The sequence below is a fragment of the Roseovarius arcticus genome (assembly GCF_006125015.1).
Lineage (GTDB): Bacteria > Pseudomonadota > Alphaproteobacteria > Rhodobacterales > Rhodobacteraceae > Roseovarius > Roseovarius arcticus.
This window is the reverse complement of sequence record NZ_SZZN01000001.1, coordinates 1,940,778-1,959,679: the sequence shown is the minus strand read 5'-3', so window position 1 is coordinate 1,959,679 and position 18,902 is coordinate 1,940,778. Positions and strand designations below refer to the sequence as shown.

The following is an 18,902-nucleotide window of genomic DNA, read 5'->3' as shown; positions in this document are numbered from 1 at the left end:
TGCGCGCCGCATGACAATTTTTGGAAGGATGCGCTATGTCGGCACCCGACACGAACACCGAAAAGACCAAGCCAGCCCATAAAACACCCATTGTCGGCATGATCGCCATGGTGGTTTTCGCGATTGTATTGCTGTTTGGGCTGGTCACATGGCTTAGCTTTGCAGGAAACGATCCAGAAGAGGCGGGCGGTGTTGAGAATGGCATCAGCACCGAAGTGACCGAGCCAGCCGCGCCCTCTGCCGAGTAGGTTACGACAACCTGAATATTCACTTCAATCGTTGTATGCTCCGCCTATCGAGGCGGAGCATACCTGCGAAATCTCACCTCACCACCTGCCGGAGGGATGATGAAGCAACGCAAGAAGAGTGATCTGCCCGCCAAGATTTGCGCCACATGCGGTCTGTCCTTTGCGTGGCGGCGTAAATGGGCGCGCGATTGGGACAATGTGCGCCATTGCAGCGAAAGGTGCCGCCGAGAGCGCGGCAAGGGCGCTGGTAATGCGGGGGCTTGAACTTTCGTGGCTGGACGTCAAAATAGGGTATAAATTCGCAGCGCGCAGGCCCTCATGAAACGACCCGTAATCGGCATTATCGGCAACCAATACGTCATTGAAGAGCGCTATCCCGTCCATGCAGTGGGGCGAATGAATTTAGACGCAGTCGCGCATGTAGCGGGCGGGATGCCTTATGTCATCGCTGCCGATCCCGCGCTGGTCAGTGTCGAGGAGTTGATGCAGGTCTGTGACGGCTTCTTGCTGACCGGGGGACGCGCTAATGTGCATCCCGATCACTACGGCGAGGCGCCGAGCGCTGCACATGGCGCCTTTGACCAGGCGCGCGATGCGATCACTCTGCCATTAGTGCGGGCCTGCGTCGAGGCAGGCCAGCCGATCCTGGGTCTTTGCCGCGGGTTTCAAGAGATCAACGTCGCAATGGGCGGCACTCTGGACCCTGAAATCCGCGATTTGCCGGGCCGTGACAATCACCGCATGCCTCCCGATGGCACGTTGGAGGAGCAGTTTGCCTTGCGCCACCTCGTTAAGCTGAAAGAGGGCGGCATATTCCACCGTCTCATGGGTGCCCAAGAGGTGATGACCAACACGCTGCACGGGCAGGGGATACGGGTACCGGGGCCGCGCATCACCGTTGAGGGGTGCGCAGCGGACGGCACCATCGAGGCGATCCAGGTTAGCGGCGCTGCCGGATTTGCGCTGGCCGTGCAATGGCATCCCGAATGGAACGCGGCAGCAGACCCTGTGTCGCGTCCCTTGTTTGAGGCGTTCGGCGCGGCCGCACGGCACTGGGCGGCGGGGCATGGCCCTGCGCCTGCGCTAAAATCCGCGTAGGCCGCGGCAAACGGGCGCTTGCGCCGCTACTAAATCTCGAGGTTGGATTATCTAATAGCAATGGGCGGCCGGGGGTGCGGCGTGCCTTTGCGACCATTCAAGCGGAACCAGACAATCCAACGATGAGGAGTGCGAGTCGAAATGGAGCCCGGCCCAGATCACGATGCACCGCTGACGGCAGGCGCAGTGATGCGCACGCTCTGGGTATGTGTGGGCAGCGTGGCGTTGGCACTGGGCGCGGTGGGGGTCATCCTTCCGCTGCTGCCGACGACGCCGTTCATTCTGCTTGCGGCGTTCGCTTTTGCGCGCGGCTCGCCCAAGCTACGGGCGTGGCTGGTTGGCAACCGCGCGTTTGGCCCCATCATCACCGATTGGGAGGCGCGCGGGGTGATCGCGCCGCGCTACAAGGCGATGGCTTGCACGGCAATGTCCGCCGTTTTGCTGGCGTCGGTCCTTGGCGGATTGGCTTGGCGGCTAGTCGCGGTGCAGGCCGTCTGCATGCTCTGCGCGGCGGCCTATGTCCTGAGCCGACCATCGCGCTAGGGCGAAATAGGATTTGATAAAGCAAAGGATAGGAAAACCCTGTTTTGCCGCCGGAGCCTATGGCGCGTAGCGTTTTGGGGCGGCGTCAAGGAAAGCGGCATATGCCGCGAGCTGGGCCGCTGGGGGCTGGATGCCTTCCTTGAGTCGAACCAAAAACAAGGGTGGAACGTCAGCGTCGACGTTGGCTGGTATGATATGAAAACCGGCTAGTGCGCACCGCCGCGGCCATTCCCAAGAAAGAAGACTGCACATGCCCAAAGATGCCAAATCTGCCCGCGACCCCCGCTATGACATTCTGTTCGAGCCGGTCAAGATCGGGCCGGTGACGGCCAAAAACCGATTTTACCAGGTGCCTCACTGCAACGGCGGGGGCTATCGCGACCCATCGGCAGCAGCGCAGATGCGCAATATCAAGGCGCAAGGCGGCTGGGGCGTGATCTTTACCGAGCAGGTCGAGATGCACCATACCTCTGAAATCACGCCGTTCATCGAGCTAAGGCTATGGGAGGACAAGGATATTCCCGGCCTCGCTCGTATGGCAGAGGCGATGAAAACGGATGGCGCGCTGGCCGGGATCGAGCTGGCCTATAGCGGGGTCAACGGCGGCAATCTTTATACCAAAGAGGTGCCGATGGCGCCCTCCACCTCGCCGATCCTGACCTTCTACAAGGACCCGGTCAGCGCCCGCGCGATGGACAAGGAGGACATCCGCAACTTGCGCCGTTGGCACCGCAATGCGTGCCTGCGCGCGAAAACGGCGGGCTATGACATTATCGAGCTCTATGGCGCGCATGGCTTTGGCGTGATCCAGCATTTTCTGTCGCCGCTGACCAATCAGCGCAGCGATGAATACGGCGGCAGTCTAGAAAACCGCGCGCGCCTTTTTCGCGAGTTGATCAGCGAGTGCAAGGACGCGGTGGGCGACAGCATCGCCATCTCCGTGCGCCTGTCGCTGGAGGAAATCGGCGGGCTGGAGAACCCCGAAGTGCGCGACATGATCTCAATGAACGCAGATCTGCCGGACCTGTGGGATCTGGGCCATGGCACTTGGGAGGATTGCTCGGGGCCGTCCCGCTTTACCGAAGAAGGCGCGCAAGAGCCGCTGGTGCGCGGCATTAAGGAGCTGACGGACAAGCCTGTGGTCGGTGTCGGCCGCTTTACCTCGCCCGATGCGATGGTCAGCCAGATCAAGCGCGGCGTGCTGGATTTCATCGGGGCCGCGCGCCCGTCGATTGCCGATCCGTTCATCCCGCGCAAAATCGACGAGGGCCGCGTTGAGGATATTCGCGAGTGTATCGGCTGCAACATCTGCGTGACGGGCGATATGACCATGTCGATCAGTCGCTGCACGCAAAACCCCACCTTTATGGAGGAATGGCGCAAGGGCTGGCATCCCGAAGAGATCGATGCAAAGGGCGCGAGCGAGACGGTTCTTATCATCGGCTCGGGCCCCGCTGGCCTTGAGGCTGCGCGCGCCGCTGGCGAACGCGGTTATCAGGTGGCGCTGGCCGAGGCCGGGACCGAACTGGGCGGGCGCGTGGCGCTGGAATGCAAGCTGCCCGGGTTGGCAACGTGGGGCCGGGTGCGCGACTATCGCCAGCACCAGATTTCCCAAATGCCGAACGTCGAGGTTTATTACGATTCGCGGCTATCGGCGCAAGATGTTCTCGATTTCGGATTTGAAAATGTAGCGATTGCGACAGGCTCCACGTGGCGCCGCGACGGCGTGGCGCGGCACAACCTGCTGCCAATTCCCATGGACGCCGCGATGCCGATTTTTACGCCCGATGATCTGATGGCAGGCAATCTGCCGGAGGGTGGCCATATCGTGCTATACGACGACGATCACTACTACATGGGCGGCGTTCTGGCCGAGCTTTTGGTGCAAAAGGGGCTGGAGGTGACGCTGGTGACACCTGCCAACTTGGTCAGCGAATGGACGCTGAACACGCTGGAGCAGCACCGCATTCAGGCCCGCATGATCGAGCTGGGCGTGCATATCGTCACCGCGCAGGCGGTCACTGCTGTGACGGGGCAGGGCGCGACGCTTAACTGCGCCTTTACCGGGCGCACAAGCAACGTGGACTGCGACGCTGCCGTGATGGTCACATGCCGGATGCCCAACGATGATCTGTGGCAGGCGCTCAAGGCCCGCGAGGATGAGTGGGAGAACGCAGGTATCAAAAAGATTGAGCGTATTGGCGACGCCAATGCGCCCGCGCCAATTGCGTGGGCCACCTACGCCGGGCACCGCTTTGCCCGCGAACTGGATGTAACCCGCGCGCAGGACGAACTGCCATTCCGCCGCGAAGTGACCGAATTGGCCCCCAAGGAGGCGTTTCGATAAGGGGTCGCGCAGACCGCAGCCCCGCCCATCACAGAGCGGGCGCGCCCCGCGGTCGAGATGGAAATGTCCAGAGGACCTAAGGGGCTGGCAACTCGGCAGTCAAGGTGCTGACGGGCGTCAGTTTTGACATTGCCGCGGCCCAAGACGCTCTTGCGGCTATTGGCGATCATACCTCAGAAAATCCTCTGGCCCTCCTAGGAAACGCATATTTTTCCTGATCCAATGTCGCTGCTACCCTCGCCCGAACAGATAGCCAGCCAAGGGGATGACGATATGCTGAGAACCGGCGACGAATACAGGGATTCGATCCGCGACAACCGCGAAGTTTACATGAACGGCGAGCGGGTCAAGGACGTGACTGCGCATCCCATGTTCAAGCCGTTGGTCGACGTGCGCGCGCGCATCTACGACATGGCGCACGATCCCGAGACTGCCGCCGTTATGACCACGTATGACGGCACCGACACGAACGCGATCGGCAACGCACTGCCTTATACGCAAGACGATTGGTGGGCCAAGCGCCGCTCAACCGATGCCGTGATGGAGGATATCGGCGGCGTCGTCACCCGTGTTGGCGACGAAACCGTGGGCGAGATGTGGTCGCTCTATGACGGGCAGGACATGCTGAACGAGGTTGATCCGCAGTTCTCTAAGAACATCAAGACGCACATTCATAAAGTGCTGAAGGAAGACCCCTTTCACGTGTCGGCCAATACCGACCCCAAAGGAGATCGCAGCCTAGCCCCGCAGGACCAAGACCCCGACATGTTGCTGCATGTGGTCAAGGAGACCGACGCGGGCCTTATCGTTCGCGGCGCCAAGTACGAGACGGCGGCGGCCTACGCCAACCAAGCCTTTACCAAGCCGACCATCGCCAATTGGGGCAATGCCGCGCTCAGCGACTATGCCGTTGGGTTTATCTGCGACCTCGGCTCGCCCGGTTTGAAATTTCTGTGCCGTGGCGGCTTTGCCAGCACGCGCGCTGATGATCGGGACTATCCGCTGGCGGCGCGCTTTGACGAGGTCGACACCATCGTTATCTTTGATAACGTGCTGATCCCGTGGGAAAACGTGCTGTTCTATCGCCACACCAAGGCGGCGGCGTTCATCCGGTCGACGTTGCACCGCTATTCGGCCTTTGCCTTTGTGCAGCGCACGTTGAAGCAGGCGGACCAGATGATAGGCTCGGCGCTGTTCAACGTGCGGCAGACGGGCCTCGACAATCAGCCCGCCGTTCAGGAAAAGCTGGCCGATCTGGCGATCTGGCGCGAGGGGATCAATGCGCATCTGACCGCGTCCATCGCGCTTGCCGAACGCTCGCCCGCGGGCCTGATGATGCCAAACCAATCGCTGCTAATGACGGGCCGTTGCCACGCGCTGAACAACCTCGCCCCGATGATGCACATCGCCCGCGAGCTGTGCGGCGGGCAAATATGCGTAACGCCCAATGCGGCCACGTTTGACGCCCCCGAGACGAAGCCGTGGATGGATAAGTACTACTCCATCAACGACAATTGGGTCGCCGAGGACCGCCGCAAGCTACTGGCCTACGCCCGCGATTTGCTGAATTCGGACTATGCTGGACACCGCCTGACATTCCAGCTCTTTGCGCAGTCGCCCCCCTTCGCGCAGCGCGCCGCTGTTTATCGCAATTTTGACTGGGACGGCCCGCTGAACTTTGTCAAAAAGGGTGCGCATCTGTCGGACAGTGTAATGGCGGGGATCGAGCAAAAGACTGGCGATGGCGCCGTCGCGCAGTATTACAACGAGACGCTGCTGAAAGCAGCCGAGTGATCGCCGGGGAGGCAAAATAATGGGACACGAGCCACGTGCTATTGACGAGTTGATGAAAAGTGCTGCGCTGCCTTTCGAGACGGCGCGCGCCATGCCGCCCTCGGTCTACACCTCCGAAGAGTTTCTGGAGCAGGAACAGGAGCATATATTCGCAAAGGAATGGTTTTGTGTCGGGCGTGCCAGCACGATGCAAGAGCCGGGCGATTTCGTGACCATTGAACTTGCCGGTCAGCCTATCGCCGTCATTCGCGGCCGCGACGGTGCACTGCGCGCGATGTCCAACGTCTGCTTGCACCGCATGTCGACCCTGCTGGAGGGGCGCGGCAACACGCGCTCTATCGTCTGCCCCTATCACGCATGGACCTACAATCTGGACGGCTCGCTGCGCGGCGCGCCCGAGATGGACCGCAACGATGCGTTCTGCAAGGCCGACTACAAGCTGGGCGACATCCGCTGCGAGGAGTGGCTGGGCTGGGTCTATGTCACGCTCGCCCCGGACACACCGCCCGTCGCGCAGCAGCTTAGCCCGCTGGCCGATCTGATCGGTGATTACGGCATGGAAAACTATGTCGAGACGTTCAACGAGGTCCATGTCTGGGACACAAACTGGAAGGTGTTGGCCGAGAACTATATGGAAAGCTACCATTTGCCGGTTTGCCATAAGGGCACCGTAGGTCCGTTTACCGATCTGGCGAATGTCGATTGCCCGCCGGGACATCCGCATTTCAACATCCATTGGTTCACCAAAGAGGCCGAGCTAGCTATCGGCAACGCGCATCCGGACAACACCCGCTTGACCGGCGTGATGCGCAAAACCTCGGCGCTGATTTCGATCTATCCCAGCCACATGGTCACGCTGACGCCCGGATACTTCTGGTATTTATGCCTGCAGCCTGAGGGTGTTGGCCGCGTGCGCATGATCTTTGGCGGTGGGTTTGATCCGCATTTCATGGGCGATCCGAAGGCGATTGAATACAATGAAACGCTAAAAACCATCCTCGACGACGTGAACCTTGAGGATCGCGACTGCACCGAAAAGGTTTATAAGGGTCTTTTGTCACGCATGGCCGCGCCCGGCCATCTGTCGCATCTGGAGCGGCCTAACTACGATTTTGCCCAATATCTCAGCGGGCGCATTTCGCCTGCTGCATCCACTCAAGGAACGATTTAAATGATCCACAAGCGAATTCGCCCGTTCAATACCAAGGAAACCTATCCAGAGCAAAAGCTGGACAATGACCTGAGCCAAGGCGTCGTCGCGCGCGGCACCATGGTCTTTCTGCGCGGGCAGGTGGCGCAGGATCTGGACAGCCGCGAAAGCACCGGGATGGGCGATGCGGGCGCGCAAACGCGAAAGACGATGGAAAACATCGACATGCTGCTCAAAGAAGCTGGCAGCGAGATGGCGCATGTATGCCGTATTGTGGTGTACCTGACCGATATCCGTTACCGTGAGGCGGTGTATCAGGAAATGGGCAAGTGGCTGAAGGGGGTTCATCCATGCTCGACAGGGATCGTCGTGCCCGCGCTGGCACGTCCCGAATGGGTGGTCGAGATCGAAGTCACCGCCGTCATCCCCGACTAAAAAGGTAGCCCAATATGACATTTTCCATCTCTGCCCGCTGCCCCGAAACGGGGATGTTCGGCGTCGCCGTATCATCATCTTCGCCGTGTGTTGCTGCGCGCTGCGCGCATGTACGCGCGGGCGCGGGCGCGGTGTCGACCCAGAATATCACCGACCCGCGCCTCGGCCCAAAGGGGCTGGATCTGATGTTGCAGGGCATGTCTGCAGCAGATGCGCTTGAGGCATTGAAAAAGGACGCGCCGCATCTGGAATACCGCCAGCTTGCGCTGGTCGATGCAGATGGCGGGACGGCTCATTTTTCGGGTGCGCATACGCTGGGGACGCATCATGTCGTGGTTGGCGATGGCGTCGTCGCGGCGGGCAATCTGCTAACCTCAAATGCTGTACCCGAGGCGATGGTAAAGGCGTTTGCGGATATGCAGGGCAAGCCGCTTGGCGACCGGTTGATCGCAGCCATGCAGACCGCACTGGATGCGGGCGGCGAAGAGGGCGACGTCCATTCCGCAGGGATGCTGCTGGCGCGGGATGTTGAATGGCCTATCGCCGATCTGCGCGTTGACTGGAGCGATGATTGCCCAATCGCCGAACTTTCGGATTTGTGGGAGCGGTGGAAGGGCGAGATGGAGGCCTATGTCTCGCGCGCGCTAAACCCGTCGGAGGCCCCCAGTTACGGCGTGCCCGGGGACCTGTAGGCTGATGCAAACACTGGATATTCTAGAGCGGCTGATTGCCTTTCCCAGCGTCAGCCGCACGCCCAACCGCGATCTGATCGCCTATATCGACCAACTTCTGAGCGAAGTGGGCGTGACCTGCGAGCTGATGGAGAGCGAGGACGGCACCCGCGCCAACCTTTTCGCCACAATCGGCCCGCAGGATCGCCCCGGCGTTATGCTGTCGGGCCATACCGATGTGGTCCCGGTAGAGGGGCAGAACTGGTCCAGCGATCCGTTCATTTTGCGCCGGGACGCCGCGCGCTACTACGGGCGCGGGACCGCCGATATGAAGGGCTTTGTCGCTTGCGCGGTCCGCGCGGCCCGGCTGGCAAGTCAGCGAGACCTCAAAACCCCCCTCCATCTGACCTTTTCCTATGACGAGGAAATCGGCTGTGTCGGTGTGCGCAGCCTACTGGACGCGCTGGAGCCGCGTAGTATCAAGCCTAGCCTGTGCATTGTGGGTGAGCCGACCGGCATGGCGATCGCCACGGGCCACAAGGGCAAGACGGCCCTGCGCGCAACTTGCACCGGCCATGCCAGCCATAGCGCGCTGGCGCCCGAAGGGGTCAACGCGCTGCATCTGGCGGCCGATTTCATGACGTGCCTGCGCGCCCGTCAGGCGGATCTGGCTACAAACGGCGCGCAGGATGGTGCATATTCGGTGCCCTACACAACCCTGCACGCGGGGATCATGCATGGTGGCGTGCAACTGAACATCGTGCCTGACAACTGCACGCTGGATTTCGAGATCCGTAACATTGCCGCCGATGACCCCGCCGTGATCGTCGAAGGCCTGCGCGGGGATGCGATGCAGATCGTTGCGCCGTACCGCGACAGCCACCCGAATGTTGCCATTAACTTTGCCGAAACTAATACCTATCCGGGGCTTGAGACGCCCGAAGATGCCGCCATCGTTGCGTTTTTGCGCGATGTCACAGGCAGCAATGATCCGGCGATCAAGGTTGCGTTCGGCACCGAAGGGGGCCTTTTCCACAATCGCCTCGGCATTGCCACGGCGGTCTGCGGGCCGGGTCACATGGCGCAGGGGCACAAGCCGGACGAGTATATCGATGCCGCCCAGCTGGATGCCTGCGACAGAATGCTGGACAGGGTGCTGGACCGGCTCGAAGCAGGGCTTTAGCACCAATTGTGATTGATACCGGCGTCCGTCATGCGGCACAGTGCGGCCAGTTGCCCTGATAGGACCGCCGCATCATGCGATTTACCCTGCGCCAGCTTAGCTACTTCATTGCAGCGGGCGAGACTGGCAGCGTCACGCGCGCCGCCGAGGCGATCAACATCTCGCAGCCCTCAGTCTCGTCCGCGATATCGCATTTGGAGGAAGAGCTGGGCGTGCAGCTATTTGTCCGCCAACACGCCCAAGGGCTCGTCCTGACGCCTGCGGGAAAACGGATGCTAAAGGCGGCCAAGGAATCGCTGCGCACCGCCCATCGCCTTTATGAGGTGGCGGGCGAGACGGCAGGGCTGGTGTCTGGCCCGCTGCATATCGGAACGTTTCACACCTTCGCGCCGCTGATCCTGCCGGAAATCTGGAGCTCGTTCACAGGGCTGTATCCAGACGTGACACTAAAGGTGACGGCAGGCAGCGAGGCCGAACTGATGGAGGGGTTGCGCCGCGCGCAAATCGACGTAGCACTGACCTACGAGAGCCATCTAAGCCCCGAAATGGTATTTTATCCGCTGGCAAAAATGCCGACCTATGTGCTGCTAGCGGCGGACCACCCGCTTGCGTCGCGCGCCTCGCTCAGCCTGAGCGATGTAGCGGAGGAGCCTTATGTGCTGCTTGATCTGCCTATAAGTCGCCAATACTTCATCTCGCTGTTTGAGCAGTCGGGCCTAAAGCCGCAGATCAAAGCCGAGTGCGCAGATCCGTCAATGCTGCGCTCATTCGTGGCGGCAGGGATCGGATTTTCGCTAATGACGTCCAAACCGTTGAATATGCGCGCCGAAACGGACCGCCCGCTGGCCTATGTTCCGCTGGAGCGGATCGGCGATGATGCCGCTTCAATGACCGTGGGCCTCGCCATGTTGCGCGACATGCAGGCGACCCGGCTGCTGGATGCGTTTCGCCAGCACTGCGAGGGGACGGTGCGCACTGGCGCGATCCCGGGCATGTGCGGCTGATACTGCTGCTTTGGGATTTCTGAAGGCCAGCCAAGATAAATCCGTCTTTGCGCAGAGCTGCGCGGCGGGCACACTGGGCGCGGTAGTTTTGCGACCAACCCCCGGAAAGGGCCCAGCCGATGAACGACATGACACTCGACCTGCGGACGCGTTTTGTGTCGGGCATGAGTTACGCGGCTTGCACCGTCAATGTTGTCACCACTGGCGGCGATGCTGGGCGGGCAGGCGTCACGGTATCGGCCATGTCGTCCGTATCGGCCGATGGGGCGGGGCCAACCCTGCTGGTCTGCGTGCATCACAGGAGCCTCGCAGCAGAACGGATCGCGGCCAACGGCACATTCTGCGTCAACGTGCTGCGTGATGATCAGTCCTATGTTTCTGACACATTCGCGGGCCGCTTTAAGGACGAGGTTAACGACAAATTCGACTGCACCACATGGGAGGCGTGCGAGGGCGGCGCACCGCGGATGACGGACGCGCTGGTCGCCTTCGATTGCACACTGCAATCGTCACAGCAGATTGGCACGCATCATATTTTCATCGGCGAGGTGCAGGATATCCACGCCAGCCGCGCGGGATCGCCGCTGATTTACGCCAACCGCGCCTATGGCGCGTCCAGCCAGATTGAGGGGACCAGCACGCTAAAGCTGGCCACCGAGGCAAGCGCGGCCAAGGTAACGGTGGGCTGTTTCCAGACGTTCGCGCCTTTCATGATGCCGCAGCTGCTGAGCGATGCGTCGAACCTGAGGGTAAAGCTGATCGAGGGCGATCACCGCCGCATCCGCGAAAGCCTTGCGTCGGGCGAGAGCGAGATCGCACTGCTCTATGATATGGCGCTGGGCGATGGGCTGACGACCGAACGGCTGACCTCGCTGGAGCCATACGTTCTGCTGCCAGAGGGGCATGCCCTTGCCGCGCAGCGCGAAGTATCGCCTGAGGATCTGGCGGACGTGCCGATGATCTTGCTGGATGTTGACCCCAGCCGCGATTATTTCACCGGGTTGATGACAGGTGCTGGCGTCACGCCGAAGGTGGCGCATCGCACATCGTCGTTGGAAATGGTGCGCGCCATGGTGGGCCACGGCATGGGTTACGCCCTATTGGCGACCAAGCCTGCATCCCCGATGAGTTATGATGGCAAGGCGCTGGTCACGCGGCCACTTGCGGGGGCGTCAGAGGCTAGCGGTATCGTGCTGGCGCACCGCACGGGGCGCGAATTGTCGCCCGCCGCAGAGCGTTTTGCGCAGGTGTGCAGGGCGCGGCTAAAGCCGTGAGGGACGCAGCGCGCCGGGAATCGAATTTTCCAACCTGGGGAAATTCGCAAGGGTATGCCTGATTTGTGATCTGCCTCTCTTGCCGCTTGACAGAATAGCACAGCGGGGTCGATCATTTTGAGCGCGGCAAAGCTGCATCGCACCAAAAGGACACCCCATGACCGACCAGACGACAGGCCCGCTGAGCGCGGCGCAGATTGCCGAGTACCACGAACGCGGATGGATCATTCCGGACTGGGAATTTCCGCCCGAATTGATCGCCGAGATGCGCGCCGAGTACGAGGCGCTGCTGGCGCGCAATCCCGATGTCGGGTCCGACATCATTTTGGCGCCGCATCAGGTGACCGGCGGATCAATGGGCGTAAAGGGCAGCGAGGCATTTTTGAAATTCGCCACGCATCCCAAGCTGATGGAAACGGCGCGCCAACTGATCGGGGACGACATCATTTTGTGGGGGACGACCCTCTTTGGCAAGCCGCCAAGGAACGGCAAAGAGACGCCGTGGCACCAAGATGGCGGCTACTATCCCATTCGCCCGCTGGAGACGTTGACCATGTGGATACCGCTGGACGATGTGACGCCCGAAAACGGCCCGATGACGTTCATCCCGGGCTCGCACAAGGCGCATGAGCTATACAGCCATTCGTGGCAGGAGGGCGGTAACAAAACGATCAATCTGGTCTGCGACGCCGAGCATTTTGACGAGGACGCAGCCGAGCCGCTGATCCTGAAAGCTGGGCAGGTATCGTTCCACGACGTTTACATGATCCATGGGTCCAAGGCGAACCACACCGATCACCGCCGTGCTGCCTTTATCGTGCGTCTGATGCCGGCCACGTCGTTTTACGACCACGAGCTTGGCGCCGAAATCGGGAAAAAGCACCCCAGCCAAGGCTATGGCACGCGGCCCCTGCATCTGGTGTCGGGGCAGGACCGGGCAGGCAACAACTTTGAGATCGGGCATGACGGCGCAACTGCCTAAACTGGCGTCGTTAGCCCTTGAGCCGCGCGAGAACCAGATCGCACGCGCCCTCCCATGCGGCGGGCGCGCCTTGTGCCTCCAGATGGTCGAGGCCGGCGCGCGTGATGCCGCCGGGGGTGCAAAGGCTGGCGAGGATGTCATCCATGGGGGCGTCCTCCTGGGCGATCATCCGGCCTGCGGCGGTAAAGGTGCGCGCGACCAGTTGGCGCGCCTGATCTGCGTCCATCCCTTGGGCCGCCGTCCAGTCCGCGCCAGTGCGGATCAGTGCCTGCGCCCAGCCATACATCGCCGCAGACACGGTCGCTGCCTCAAATTCGGCCTCGCTGCGCAGCGGTACGGGGGCTCCGATCGCCTCAAGCAGTGGGCGCGCCTCAGGCAGGTCCGGATAGACCAGCGTTGGGCTGGCGCCCAGCTTGGCCGCGGTGATCGGCATGATGCGCATCTTGCGTGCCTCGCCTACGTCGAAATCTGCCAGCGACACGCCTGCACACGCGCTCAGCATGATCTGGCCGCCGCGCCATGGCAGGCTGCGCACGGCCTCTGTGGCATTATGGGGGCGCACAGCGACGAGGATTGCATCGCAGTCCTGCACGATTTGCACATTGCCCTCGGCCAGCGCAAAACCATGATCATGCGCCATCTGCGGCCCCTTGCCGCGCGGGGACAGCATTATACCACCCGGAGCATGGCCCGCGCGCAGCAGCCCCTGAAGGATAGAGACGGCCAGATGCCCCACGCCGATAATGCCCAGCTTCATGTAATTCCCTTCGCGATGCGCCATAGTTTGAGCCATAGTTGCACAGATGGGCCTGAGGGCAAGGGGCAGCCGTGATGAGCGAGACGTGGAACATTGGCGAGGCGGTTCTGACTGATCCTGCGATGGCGCCGGGCCATGTGCTGCTGGCCGAAGGGCGGCGCATGGCGCAAGATTGGCGGCTAGGGCGGTCGTTGTTTTTAGAGACCGAAGGCGTCGCGTCCGAGGCCGAGTACAAGCGCCGCGCGATGCGCGATGCGCGCATGATGCAGCACGCGCATATCGGATTTCGAAGCATTGACCGGACGGTGGAAGCGATGGGCGAGTTGCACGCGCGCGCAGAGGAAAAAGGCGTGGGCATCGACCGCTTTGGCGTGACGCTGGACTGGACAATGGGCTACCCGCAGGATCGCCGCGAGGGGGCCGCACGCGGCACCGGTATCGTGCTGACCGGGCCAGAGGATTTTGCCCGGATCACAGCAGCCAGCCCCGCTGCCGCGCATTTCGGCGACTTCATGTTGGGGTTGCCCGGCGCGCTGGAAAATACCCGCGCGGCCATTGCCGCCGGGGCGACGGCAATTGGCAATCTGGGGCAGTATTTTACCTTTCGCCTGCCATATTGGGACGACGACGTAGCGACGACCGAGGCGACGTTGCGCGCACTGGGCCTGATCGCTGCGCAGGAGGCCGAAATACTGGTACATTCCAATCTGGATGATGGGTTCGCCGGGCTTTTTTTGGACATGACGTCGGCCTTTGGTATGGCGCTGATCGAAAAGCATATCGTCGAGGACCTGATTGGCGCGTCTGCTTCATTTTGCTTTGGGCACCACTTCTCAGCGCCGCTGACGCGGGCGGCGTTTCAGGCCGCATTGGCGCGCGAAACGGATACGCCCGGCACGATGATCTTTGGAAATACTGTTGCATATCAGGGAGGGGCGGCGCCGAACTATGCAAGTCTTGCCAGCTACTTGCTGGCCGATCTTGAGGCATTACATCAACACCACTCTGGCCACGCCGTTAATCCCGTTCCGGTGACTGAAAACGTGCGTATCCCGGATGTGGATGAGATCCTAGATGCACAGCTGTTTGCGGCGAGGCTGGCTGATCATGCGGCTGGCCATGCCGCTGCGCGCGACAACGCGCTGATTGAGCAGATGGCAGATCGGCTAATCACGGGGGGGCGCGCCTTTGCCGAGGCAGCGCTCAAAGGTCTGGCCGAGCGGGGCGTCGATACTGCCGATCCTGCTGCGCTGATGCTCGCGATCCGCAGGCTGGGCGCGCGCCGGATGGAGGCATTGTGGGGCGCAGGGCCGCTGGAGGGTGCGCGCCGCGCGCCGCTTGTCGCTGCCGACTGGGCGGAGGAACTGGACGATATGGCCGGCGCTTGGGTGCAGCGCCAAGAAGGGGCGCAGCTAACGCATCGGCGCGTCGCGCTAGGTACAACAGATGTGCACGAACACGGCGCTTATCTGGTACGCTGCGCGCTTGAGGGACTGGGCGCATCGGTGATCGAGGCGGGCGTCGCCATCGACGCCGAGATAATGGTTGCCCGCGCGCTGGAGGCGGGCGCAGACGCTATCGCCGTCAGCACCTATAACGGTATTGGGCTGGGCTATGCGCGCAGGCTGGTGGCCGAACTGGCGGCGCGGGGCGCTGATATTCCTGTCCTGATGGGCGGTAAACTGAACGAGATACCGCAGGACAGCAACTCTAGCCTGCCGGTGGACGTGAGCGCGCAGATCCGCGAAACGGGCGCGCATCCCTGCGCGGGTCTGGATGATATGCTAGCCGTGCTAAAGCCCTAGACGTGCTGCCCGCCGTTGACGTCGATGGAGGCACCGTTGATGTAGGATGCCTGACCGGAACAAAGGAAAAGAACGACGCGCGCGACCTCCTCTGACTGGCCAAGGCGGCGCAGGGGTATCGTGCGGGTAATTTCCTCAGTTCCGGGCGACAGGATCTCGGTCTCAATCTCGCCGGGGGTCACCATATTGGTGCGGATGCCGCGCGGTCCGAACTCGCCTGCCGCCTCCCGGGTTAGCGCTGCCAAGGCGGCCTTGGAGCAGGCATAAGCCGCGCCAGCGAACGGATGCACGCGGCTGCCGACGATGGAGCCGACATTCACGACGCAGCCCTTGGCCGTCTCCAACTCGGGTAGCAGATCGCGCATCAGGGCGGCGGGGCCGATCAGGTTGACGCCCATGACGTGGTGCCACGTCTCGTCATCCGTGCCAGCAATGCCCAGCCGCGCGCCGCCGGTCCCCTTGGGCGAAATCCCGGCGTTGTTTACGATCGCACCCAGCCCGCCCTCGCCAAGCGTCTCGCGCACGCGGGCGACCAGATCGGCGCGCGCACTGGCGACGGACAGGTCGCCCTGAAAATGGTCGGTCGCGCCCGCATGCCACGGGCAACGCGTGTCAAAGGCGGTGCGCGATACGGTCAGCACCCGCCAGCCCGCAGCCTGAAACGCTTTGACTGTTGCGTGGCCGATACCCCGGCTAGCGCCAGTCAGCAGGAGGGTTTTGTTGGTCATCTGGGATCCTTCGGATCGGTGCCTGCGACGTGCAGCGCTGGAACAATGGTGTAGGCCCGGCGCGCGCAGTGTCAACGGCGGCGGGCACCGGGCCTGAAAGTAGCGATTACGAGTACGACCGTTGACTAAGCGGAACCTCGGCAATTTCGGTAATTAACATATCGGTCAGAGCTGCCTCTGCCCGATTTAGCGTGCGGGCGGGATTGGACACCATGTGAATGTCGATGGCGGGCAAATCGGTCTTGGGCGGTAATTGCCAAAGGCGACCCGCCGCAACATCGGACGCAGCGACGTGGACGGGTAGGGCGCCGATGCCCACGTTGGTCATAATCAGGCGCCGCACCTCCGATAGGCTAGAGGATATCCCCTTCAAATCGGGGCGCATTTCAGCCTTCTGGCGCAGGCGTGCCAACTCAAACAATGGCCCAGTGGCGCTGTCTGTCTGAAACGACACTGCCTGTTCGCCTCGCAAGTCCCGCAGCTTTAGCCCCGCCTTGCCAAAAAGGTGATGGCCCGGACCACAGTAATGACCAAAGTACTCGCGGTAGAGCACCCGGTAGTCCAGCGCGGCAGCGGGATGCGTCACCAAGCAGACGCCAAATGACACGCGATTATGCGCAACGCGCCCGATGACCTCCTCGCTTTCGGCGATAGACAGACTGTAGGTCACATCAGGGTGCGCGGCATTGAACCGCTCCAGCACGGCGTCGAGGTGGCGGCTGGCGACGTGGCTGGCCAGGGCGATGGCGACATGCCCAGTCACCTTGTCCTCCGCCGCGTCCAGCAGTGTGGGCAACTGCATGACCGTGCCGAAAATAGTGCAAGCCTCGCGGTACAGCACGTCGCCCAAGGGTGTCACGCTGAAATGCGTGGACGAGCGGTTAATCAGGCGCTGGCCGACCTGCGCCTCAAGCCGTTTTAGCGCCGATGAAATGGTGGGCTGTTTCAAGCCCAGAAAAGTGGCGGCGGGCGTGATCCCGCCCTCGTCCACCAGCACCATGAACGTGCGCAGGAGGTTCCAATCCAGATTCCAGGCAAAGCGCTGCGCGTAGGGAAGGGTCATAGATTTCATCAATCCTGAGAATTTCATTTATTTATTTGCACGATGATTGGCTGCCATGCAAACATTTCGATGAACTGGGCCGCTGGGGCGGGTTTTGTGCGCGACGCCGCATCCCTCCCACGCAGTCCGGAACGACATAAACAAGGGAGAAACCAAAACATGACCAAATCGACAAGCATGATCCGCCGTACGTTCCTGGGTGCCACGGCGCTGGCAGCCGTTGCCCTCATCGCAGGCCCTGCCGCCGCTGATGAGCTAGAAGGCATCAAGGAGCGCGGCGTTCTGAAGATTGCGATGACTGGGCAATACCCGCCCTTCAACTTTGTCAACGAGCAGAACGAAGTTGTCGGCTTTGACCCCGCGATCGGCACCGAGATTGCCAAGCGTATGGGCCTTGAAACCGAGATCGTTACCACAGCCTGGGACGGCATCATCGGCGGCCTGATCGCCAATAAATATGACGCTGTCGTCGGCTCCATGTCGATCACCGAAGAGCGTGACAAGGTTATTGATTTCGTTGGCCCGTATTACACCACCAGCCGCGCGATCTTTACCGTCGCAGGCTCCCCTATTACGACGGTCGAGCAACTGGATGACGCCGTTGTCGGTGTGACTTTGGGCGAGACGCATGAGCAGTGGGCGCGCGATCAGGGCTACACCCTCAAAACTTACAAAGGCCTGCCCGAGCTGCTGCTGGAACTGACCAATGGCCGGGTCGATGCGATCGTGAACGATTCGATCCCTGTGATCCTCGCCATGAAGAGCGGCCAGTATGACCTGGCCGAGATCAAAGACCCGTCAGCCGAGCCCGTCGGTGCCGGGATTGCGATCCGCGAGAACAACCCAGAGTTGGCCGCCGCCATGAAAGCGGCGCTGGATTCCATGATGGAGGACGGCACCTACATGGAAATCGCGAATGAGTGGGTCGGCGGCGACATCCGCTAATTGCCACGAAACAGGCAGGCCCGCCGGATCAACCGGCGGGCCTGACACAACTTTGGGGGCAGGGCGCGTGACAACGACATACGGACATTTGACTTGGGAGGACGTGCGCGATGCCGACAAGGACCGCGTCGTTGTCCTGTCCGTATCCGCGACCGAGGATCATGGCCCGCACATGCCGCTGGACACCGATACCGTGCTGGGCATGGCAGTGGCCGAAGGGGTGGCAAAGGCCGCGCCAGACGAAGTTTTTGTCATGCCGCCGATCCCCTATGGCTTTAACGAGCATCACAAGGATTTTCCCGGCGTCATCTGGATACAGCCCGAAACGCTGATCGCCTTTGTCACCGATGTGACCAAATCGCTGGCGCATCACGGCTTTCGCCGCATCCTATTGCTGAACTCGCACGGCTCGAACCATCCGGTTCTGGATCTGGCCGCGCGCAAGACGGTGATCGAGACGGGCATCATCTGTGTGTCGGCCTCGTACTGGAACCTGATGAGTGACCGGATAAATGAGATCCGCAGCTCTGAATTGGGCGGGATCGCTCATGCGGGCGAATTCGAGGCGGCGATGTATATGCATCTGCACCCCGAGCGGGTGGACTTGGCCAAGGCCGCGACGCAAAATATCCATGACCCGAAATCAAAGTTCTTTAACCTAGATCTGGCGGGCAAGGGCGGCGGCGCGATGCTGATGCGCTGGTGGTCCGAAGTATCGCCCGACGGCACTATGGGCGATCCCACCGTTGCCACGCCTGAGAATGGCGAGAAGTTTCTGAAGGCGGCTATCGAAGAGACGACCGCCCTCATCCGCGAAATTCGTGCGCTGCCGATACTAGAGCGCACCGACCACCACTGAGGGCATCCGCCCCCCT

The 18,902-nt window shown here is 61.6% G+C and carries 19 protein-coding genes; 16 read left to right on the top strand and 3 right to left on the bottom strand.

What is annotated here, in order from left to right; genetic code table 11:
- The first annotated feature begins 35 nt into the window (after window positions 1-35).
- The 13 genes from MK6180000_RS09240 (at window position 36) to MK6180000_RS09180 (ending at window position 12,729) form a co-directional block, all read left to right on the top strand.
- Window positions 36-248, top strand: coding sequence for a hypothetical protein (locus MK6180000_RS09240; RefSeq protein WP_138934461.1), 213 nt, complete (start codon window positions 36-38; stop codon window positions 246-248).
- 96 nt (window positions 249-344) lie between these two features.
- Window positions 345-512, top strand: a complete 168-nt coding sequence (locus MK6180000_RS09235; protein WP_138934460.1) for a DUF2256 domain-containing protein — start codon at window positions 345-347, stop codon at window positions 510-512.
- A gap of 54 nt (window positions 513-566) precedes the next feature.
- Window positions 567-1,346, top strand: a complete 780-nt coding sequence (locus MK6180000_RS09230) for a gamma-glutamyl-gamma-aminobutyrate hydrolase family protein (protein WP_138934459.1) — start codon at window positions 567-569, stop codon at window positions 1,344-1,346.
- 141 nt (window positions 1,347-1,487) lie between these two features.
- Window positions 1,488-1,889 carry a YbaN family protein gene (locus MK6180000_RS09225; protein WP_246040475.1) on the top strand — a complete coding sequence of 134 codons (402 nt, stop codon included), beginning with the start codon at window positions 1,488-1,490 and terminating at the stop codon, window positions 1,887-1,889.
- 250 nt (window positions 1,890-2,139) lie between these two features.
- On the top strand, window positions 2,140-4,236 hold the full coding sequence (locus MK6180000_RS09220; protein WP_138934458.1) for an oxidoreductase: 2,097 nt from the start codon (window positions 2,140-2,142) through the stop codon (window positions 4,234-4,236).
- 273 nt (window positions 4,237-4,509) lie between these two features.
- Entirely contained in the window at window positions 4,510-6,030 is a 1,521-nt protein-coding gene (locus MK6180000_RS09215; protein WP_138934457.1) for a 4-hydroxyphenylacetate 3-hydroxylase family protein, read from the top strand.
- A 19-nt stretch (window positions 6,031-6,049) separates the two neighbouring features.
- A complete protein-coding gene (locus MK6180000_RS09210; protein WP_138934456.1) occupies window positions 6,050-7,201 on the top strand; it encodes an aromatic ring-hydroxylating oxygenase subunit alpha in 1,152 nt (383 codons plus the stop codon).
- Window positions 7,202-7,615 (top strand): RidA family protein, encoded by a 414-nt coding sequence (locus MK6180000_RS09205; RefSeq protein ID WP_138934455.1) that lies wholly within the window; start codon window positions 7,202-7,204, stop codon window positions 7,613-7,615.
- 14 nt (window positions 7,616-7,629) lie between these two features.
- The gene (locus tag MK6180000_RS09200; protein ID WP_138934454.1) at window positions 7,630-8,307 is read left to right on the top strand and encodes a DUF1028 domain-containing protein; all 678 of its coding nucleotides are present in this window, start codon (window positions 7,630-7,632) and stop codon (window positions 8,305-8,307) included.
- A 4-nt stretch (window positions 8,308-8,311) separates the two neighbouring features.
- The gene (argE, locus tag MK6180000_RS09195; protein WP_138934453.1) at window positions 8,312-9,469 is read left to right on the top strand and encodes an acetylornithine deacetylase; all 1,158 of its coding nucleotides are present in this window, start codon (window positions 8,312-8,314) and stop codon (window positions 9,467-9,469) included.
- Window positions 9,470-9,543: 74 nt separating this feature from the next.
- The gene (locus MK6180000_RS09190; RefSeq protein WP_138934452.1) at window positions 9,544-10,473 is read left to right on the top strand and encodes a LysR family transcriptional regulator; all 930 of its coding nucleotides are present in this window, start codon (window positions 9,544-9,546) and stop codon (window positions 10,471-10,473) included.
- Window positions 10,474-10,592: 119 nt separating this feature from the next.
- On the top strand, window positions 10,593-11,747 hold the full coding sequence (locus MK6180000_RS09185) for a LysR substrate-binding domain-containing protein (RefSeq protein WP_138934451.1): 1,155 nt from the start codon (window positions 10,593-10,595) through the stop codon (window positions 11,745-11,747).
- Window positions 11,748-11,904: 157 nt separating this feature from the next.
- Window positions 11,905-12,729, top strand: coding sequence for a phytanoyl-CoA dioxygenase family protein (locus MK6180000_RS09180; protein WP_138934450.1), 825 nt, complete (start codon window positions 11,905-11,907; stop codon window positions 12,727-12,729).
- A gap of 10 nt (window positions 12,730-12,739) precedes the next feature.
- On the opposite strand, the gene MK6180000_RS09175 is transcribed toward MK6180000_RS09180, so the two are convergent.
- Window positions 12,740-13,510, bottom strand: coding sequence for a pyrroline-5-carboxylate reductase family protein (locus tag MK6180000_RS09175; protein WP_171054587.1), 771 nt, complete (start codon window positions 13,508-13,510; stop codon window positions 12,740-12,742).
- Between the two features lie 50 nt (window positions 13,511-13,560).
- Here MK6180000_RS09175 and MK6180000_RS09170 point away from each other — a divergent pair, with 50 nt between their 5' ends.
- Window positions 13,561-15,291, top strand: coding sequence for a cobalamin-dependent protein (locus tag MK6180000_RS09170; protein WP_138934448.1), 1,731 nt, complete (start codon window positions 13,561-13,563; stop codon window positions 15,289-15,291).
- On the opposite strand, the gene MK6180000_RS09165 is transcribed toward MK6180000_RS09170, so the two are convergent.
- Window positions 15,288-16,019, bottom strand: coding sequence for an SDR family NAD(P)-dependent oxidoreductase (locus MK6180000_RS09165; RefSeq protein WP_138934447.1), 732 nt, complete (start codon window positions 16,017-16,019; stop codon window positions 15,288-15,290). The genes MK6180000_RS09170 and MK6180000_RS09165 overlap by 4 nt on opposite strands.
- A gap of 106 nt (window positions 16,020-16,125) precedes the next feature.
- Entirely contained in the window at window positions 16,126-17,082 is a 957-nt protein-coding gene (locus tag MK6180000_RS09160) for a LysR family transcriptional regulator (RefSeq protein ID WP_138934446.1), read from the bottom strand.
- 159 nt (window positions 17,083-17,241) lie between these two features.
- Here MK6180000_RS09160 and MK6180000_RS09155 point away from each other — a divergent pair, with 159 nt between their 5' ends.
- Window positions 17,242-18,027: a transporter substrate-binding domain-containing protein gene (locus MK6180000_RS09155; RefSeq protein WP_138934445.1), complete on the top strand. Its 786-nt coding sequence runs from the start codon at window positions 17,242-17,244 to the stop codon at window positions 18,025-18,027.
- Window positions 17,999-18,886 carry a creatininase family protein gene (locus MK6180000_RS09150; RefSeq protein WP_138934444.1) on the top strand — a complete coding sequence of 296 codons (888 nt, stop codon included), beginning with the start codon at window positions 17,999-18,001 and terminating at the stop codon, window positions 18,884-18,886. The genes MK6180000_RS09155 and MK6180000_RS09150 overlap by 29 nt, the downstream gene beginning before the upstream one ends.
- Window positions 18,887-18,902 lie beyond the last annotated feature (16 nt).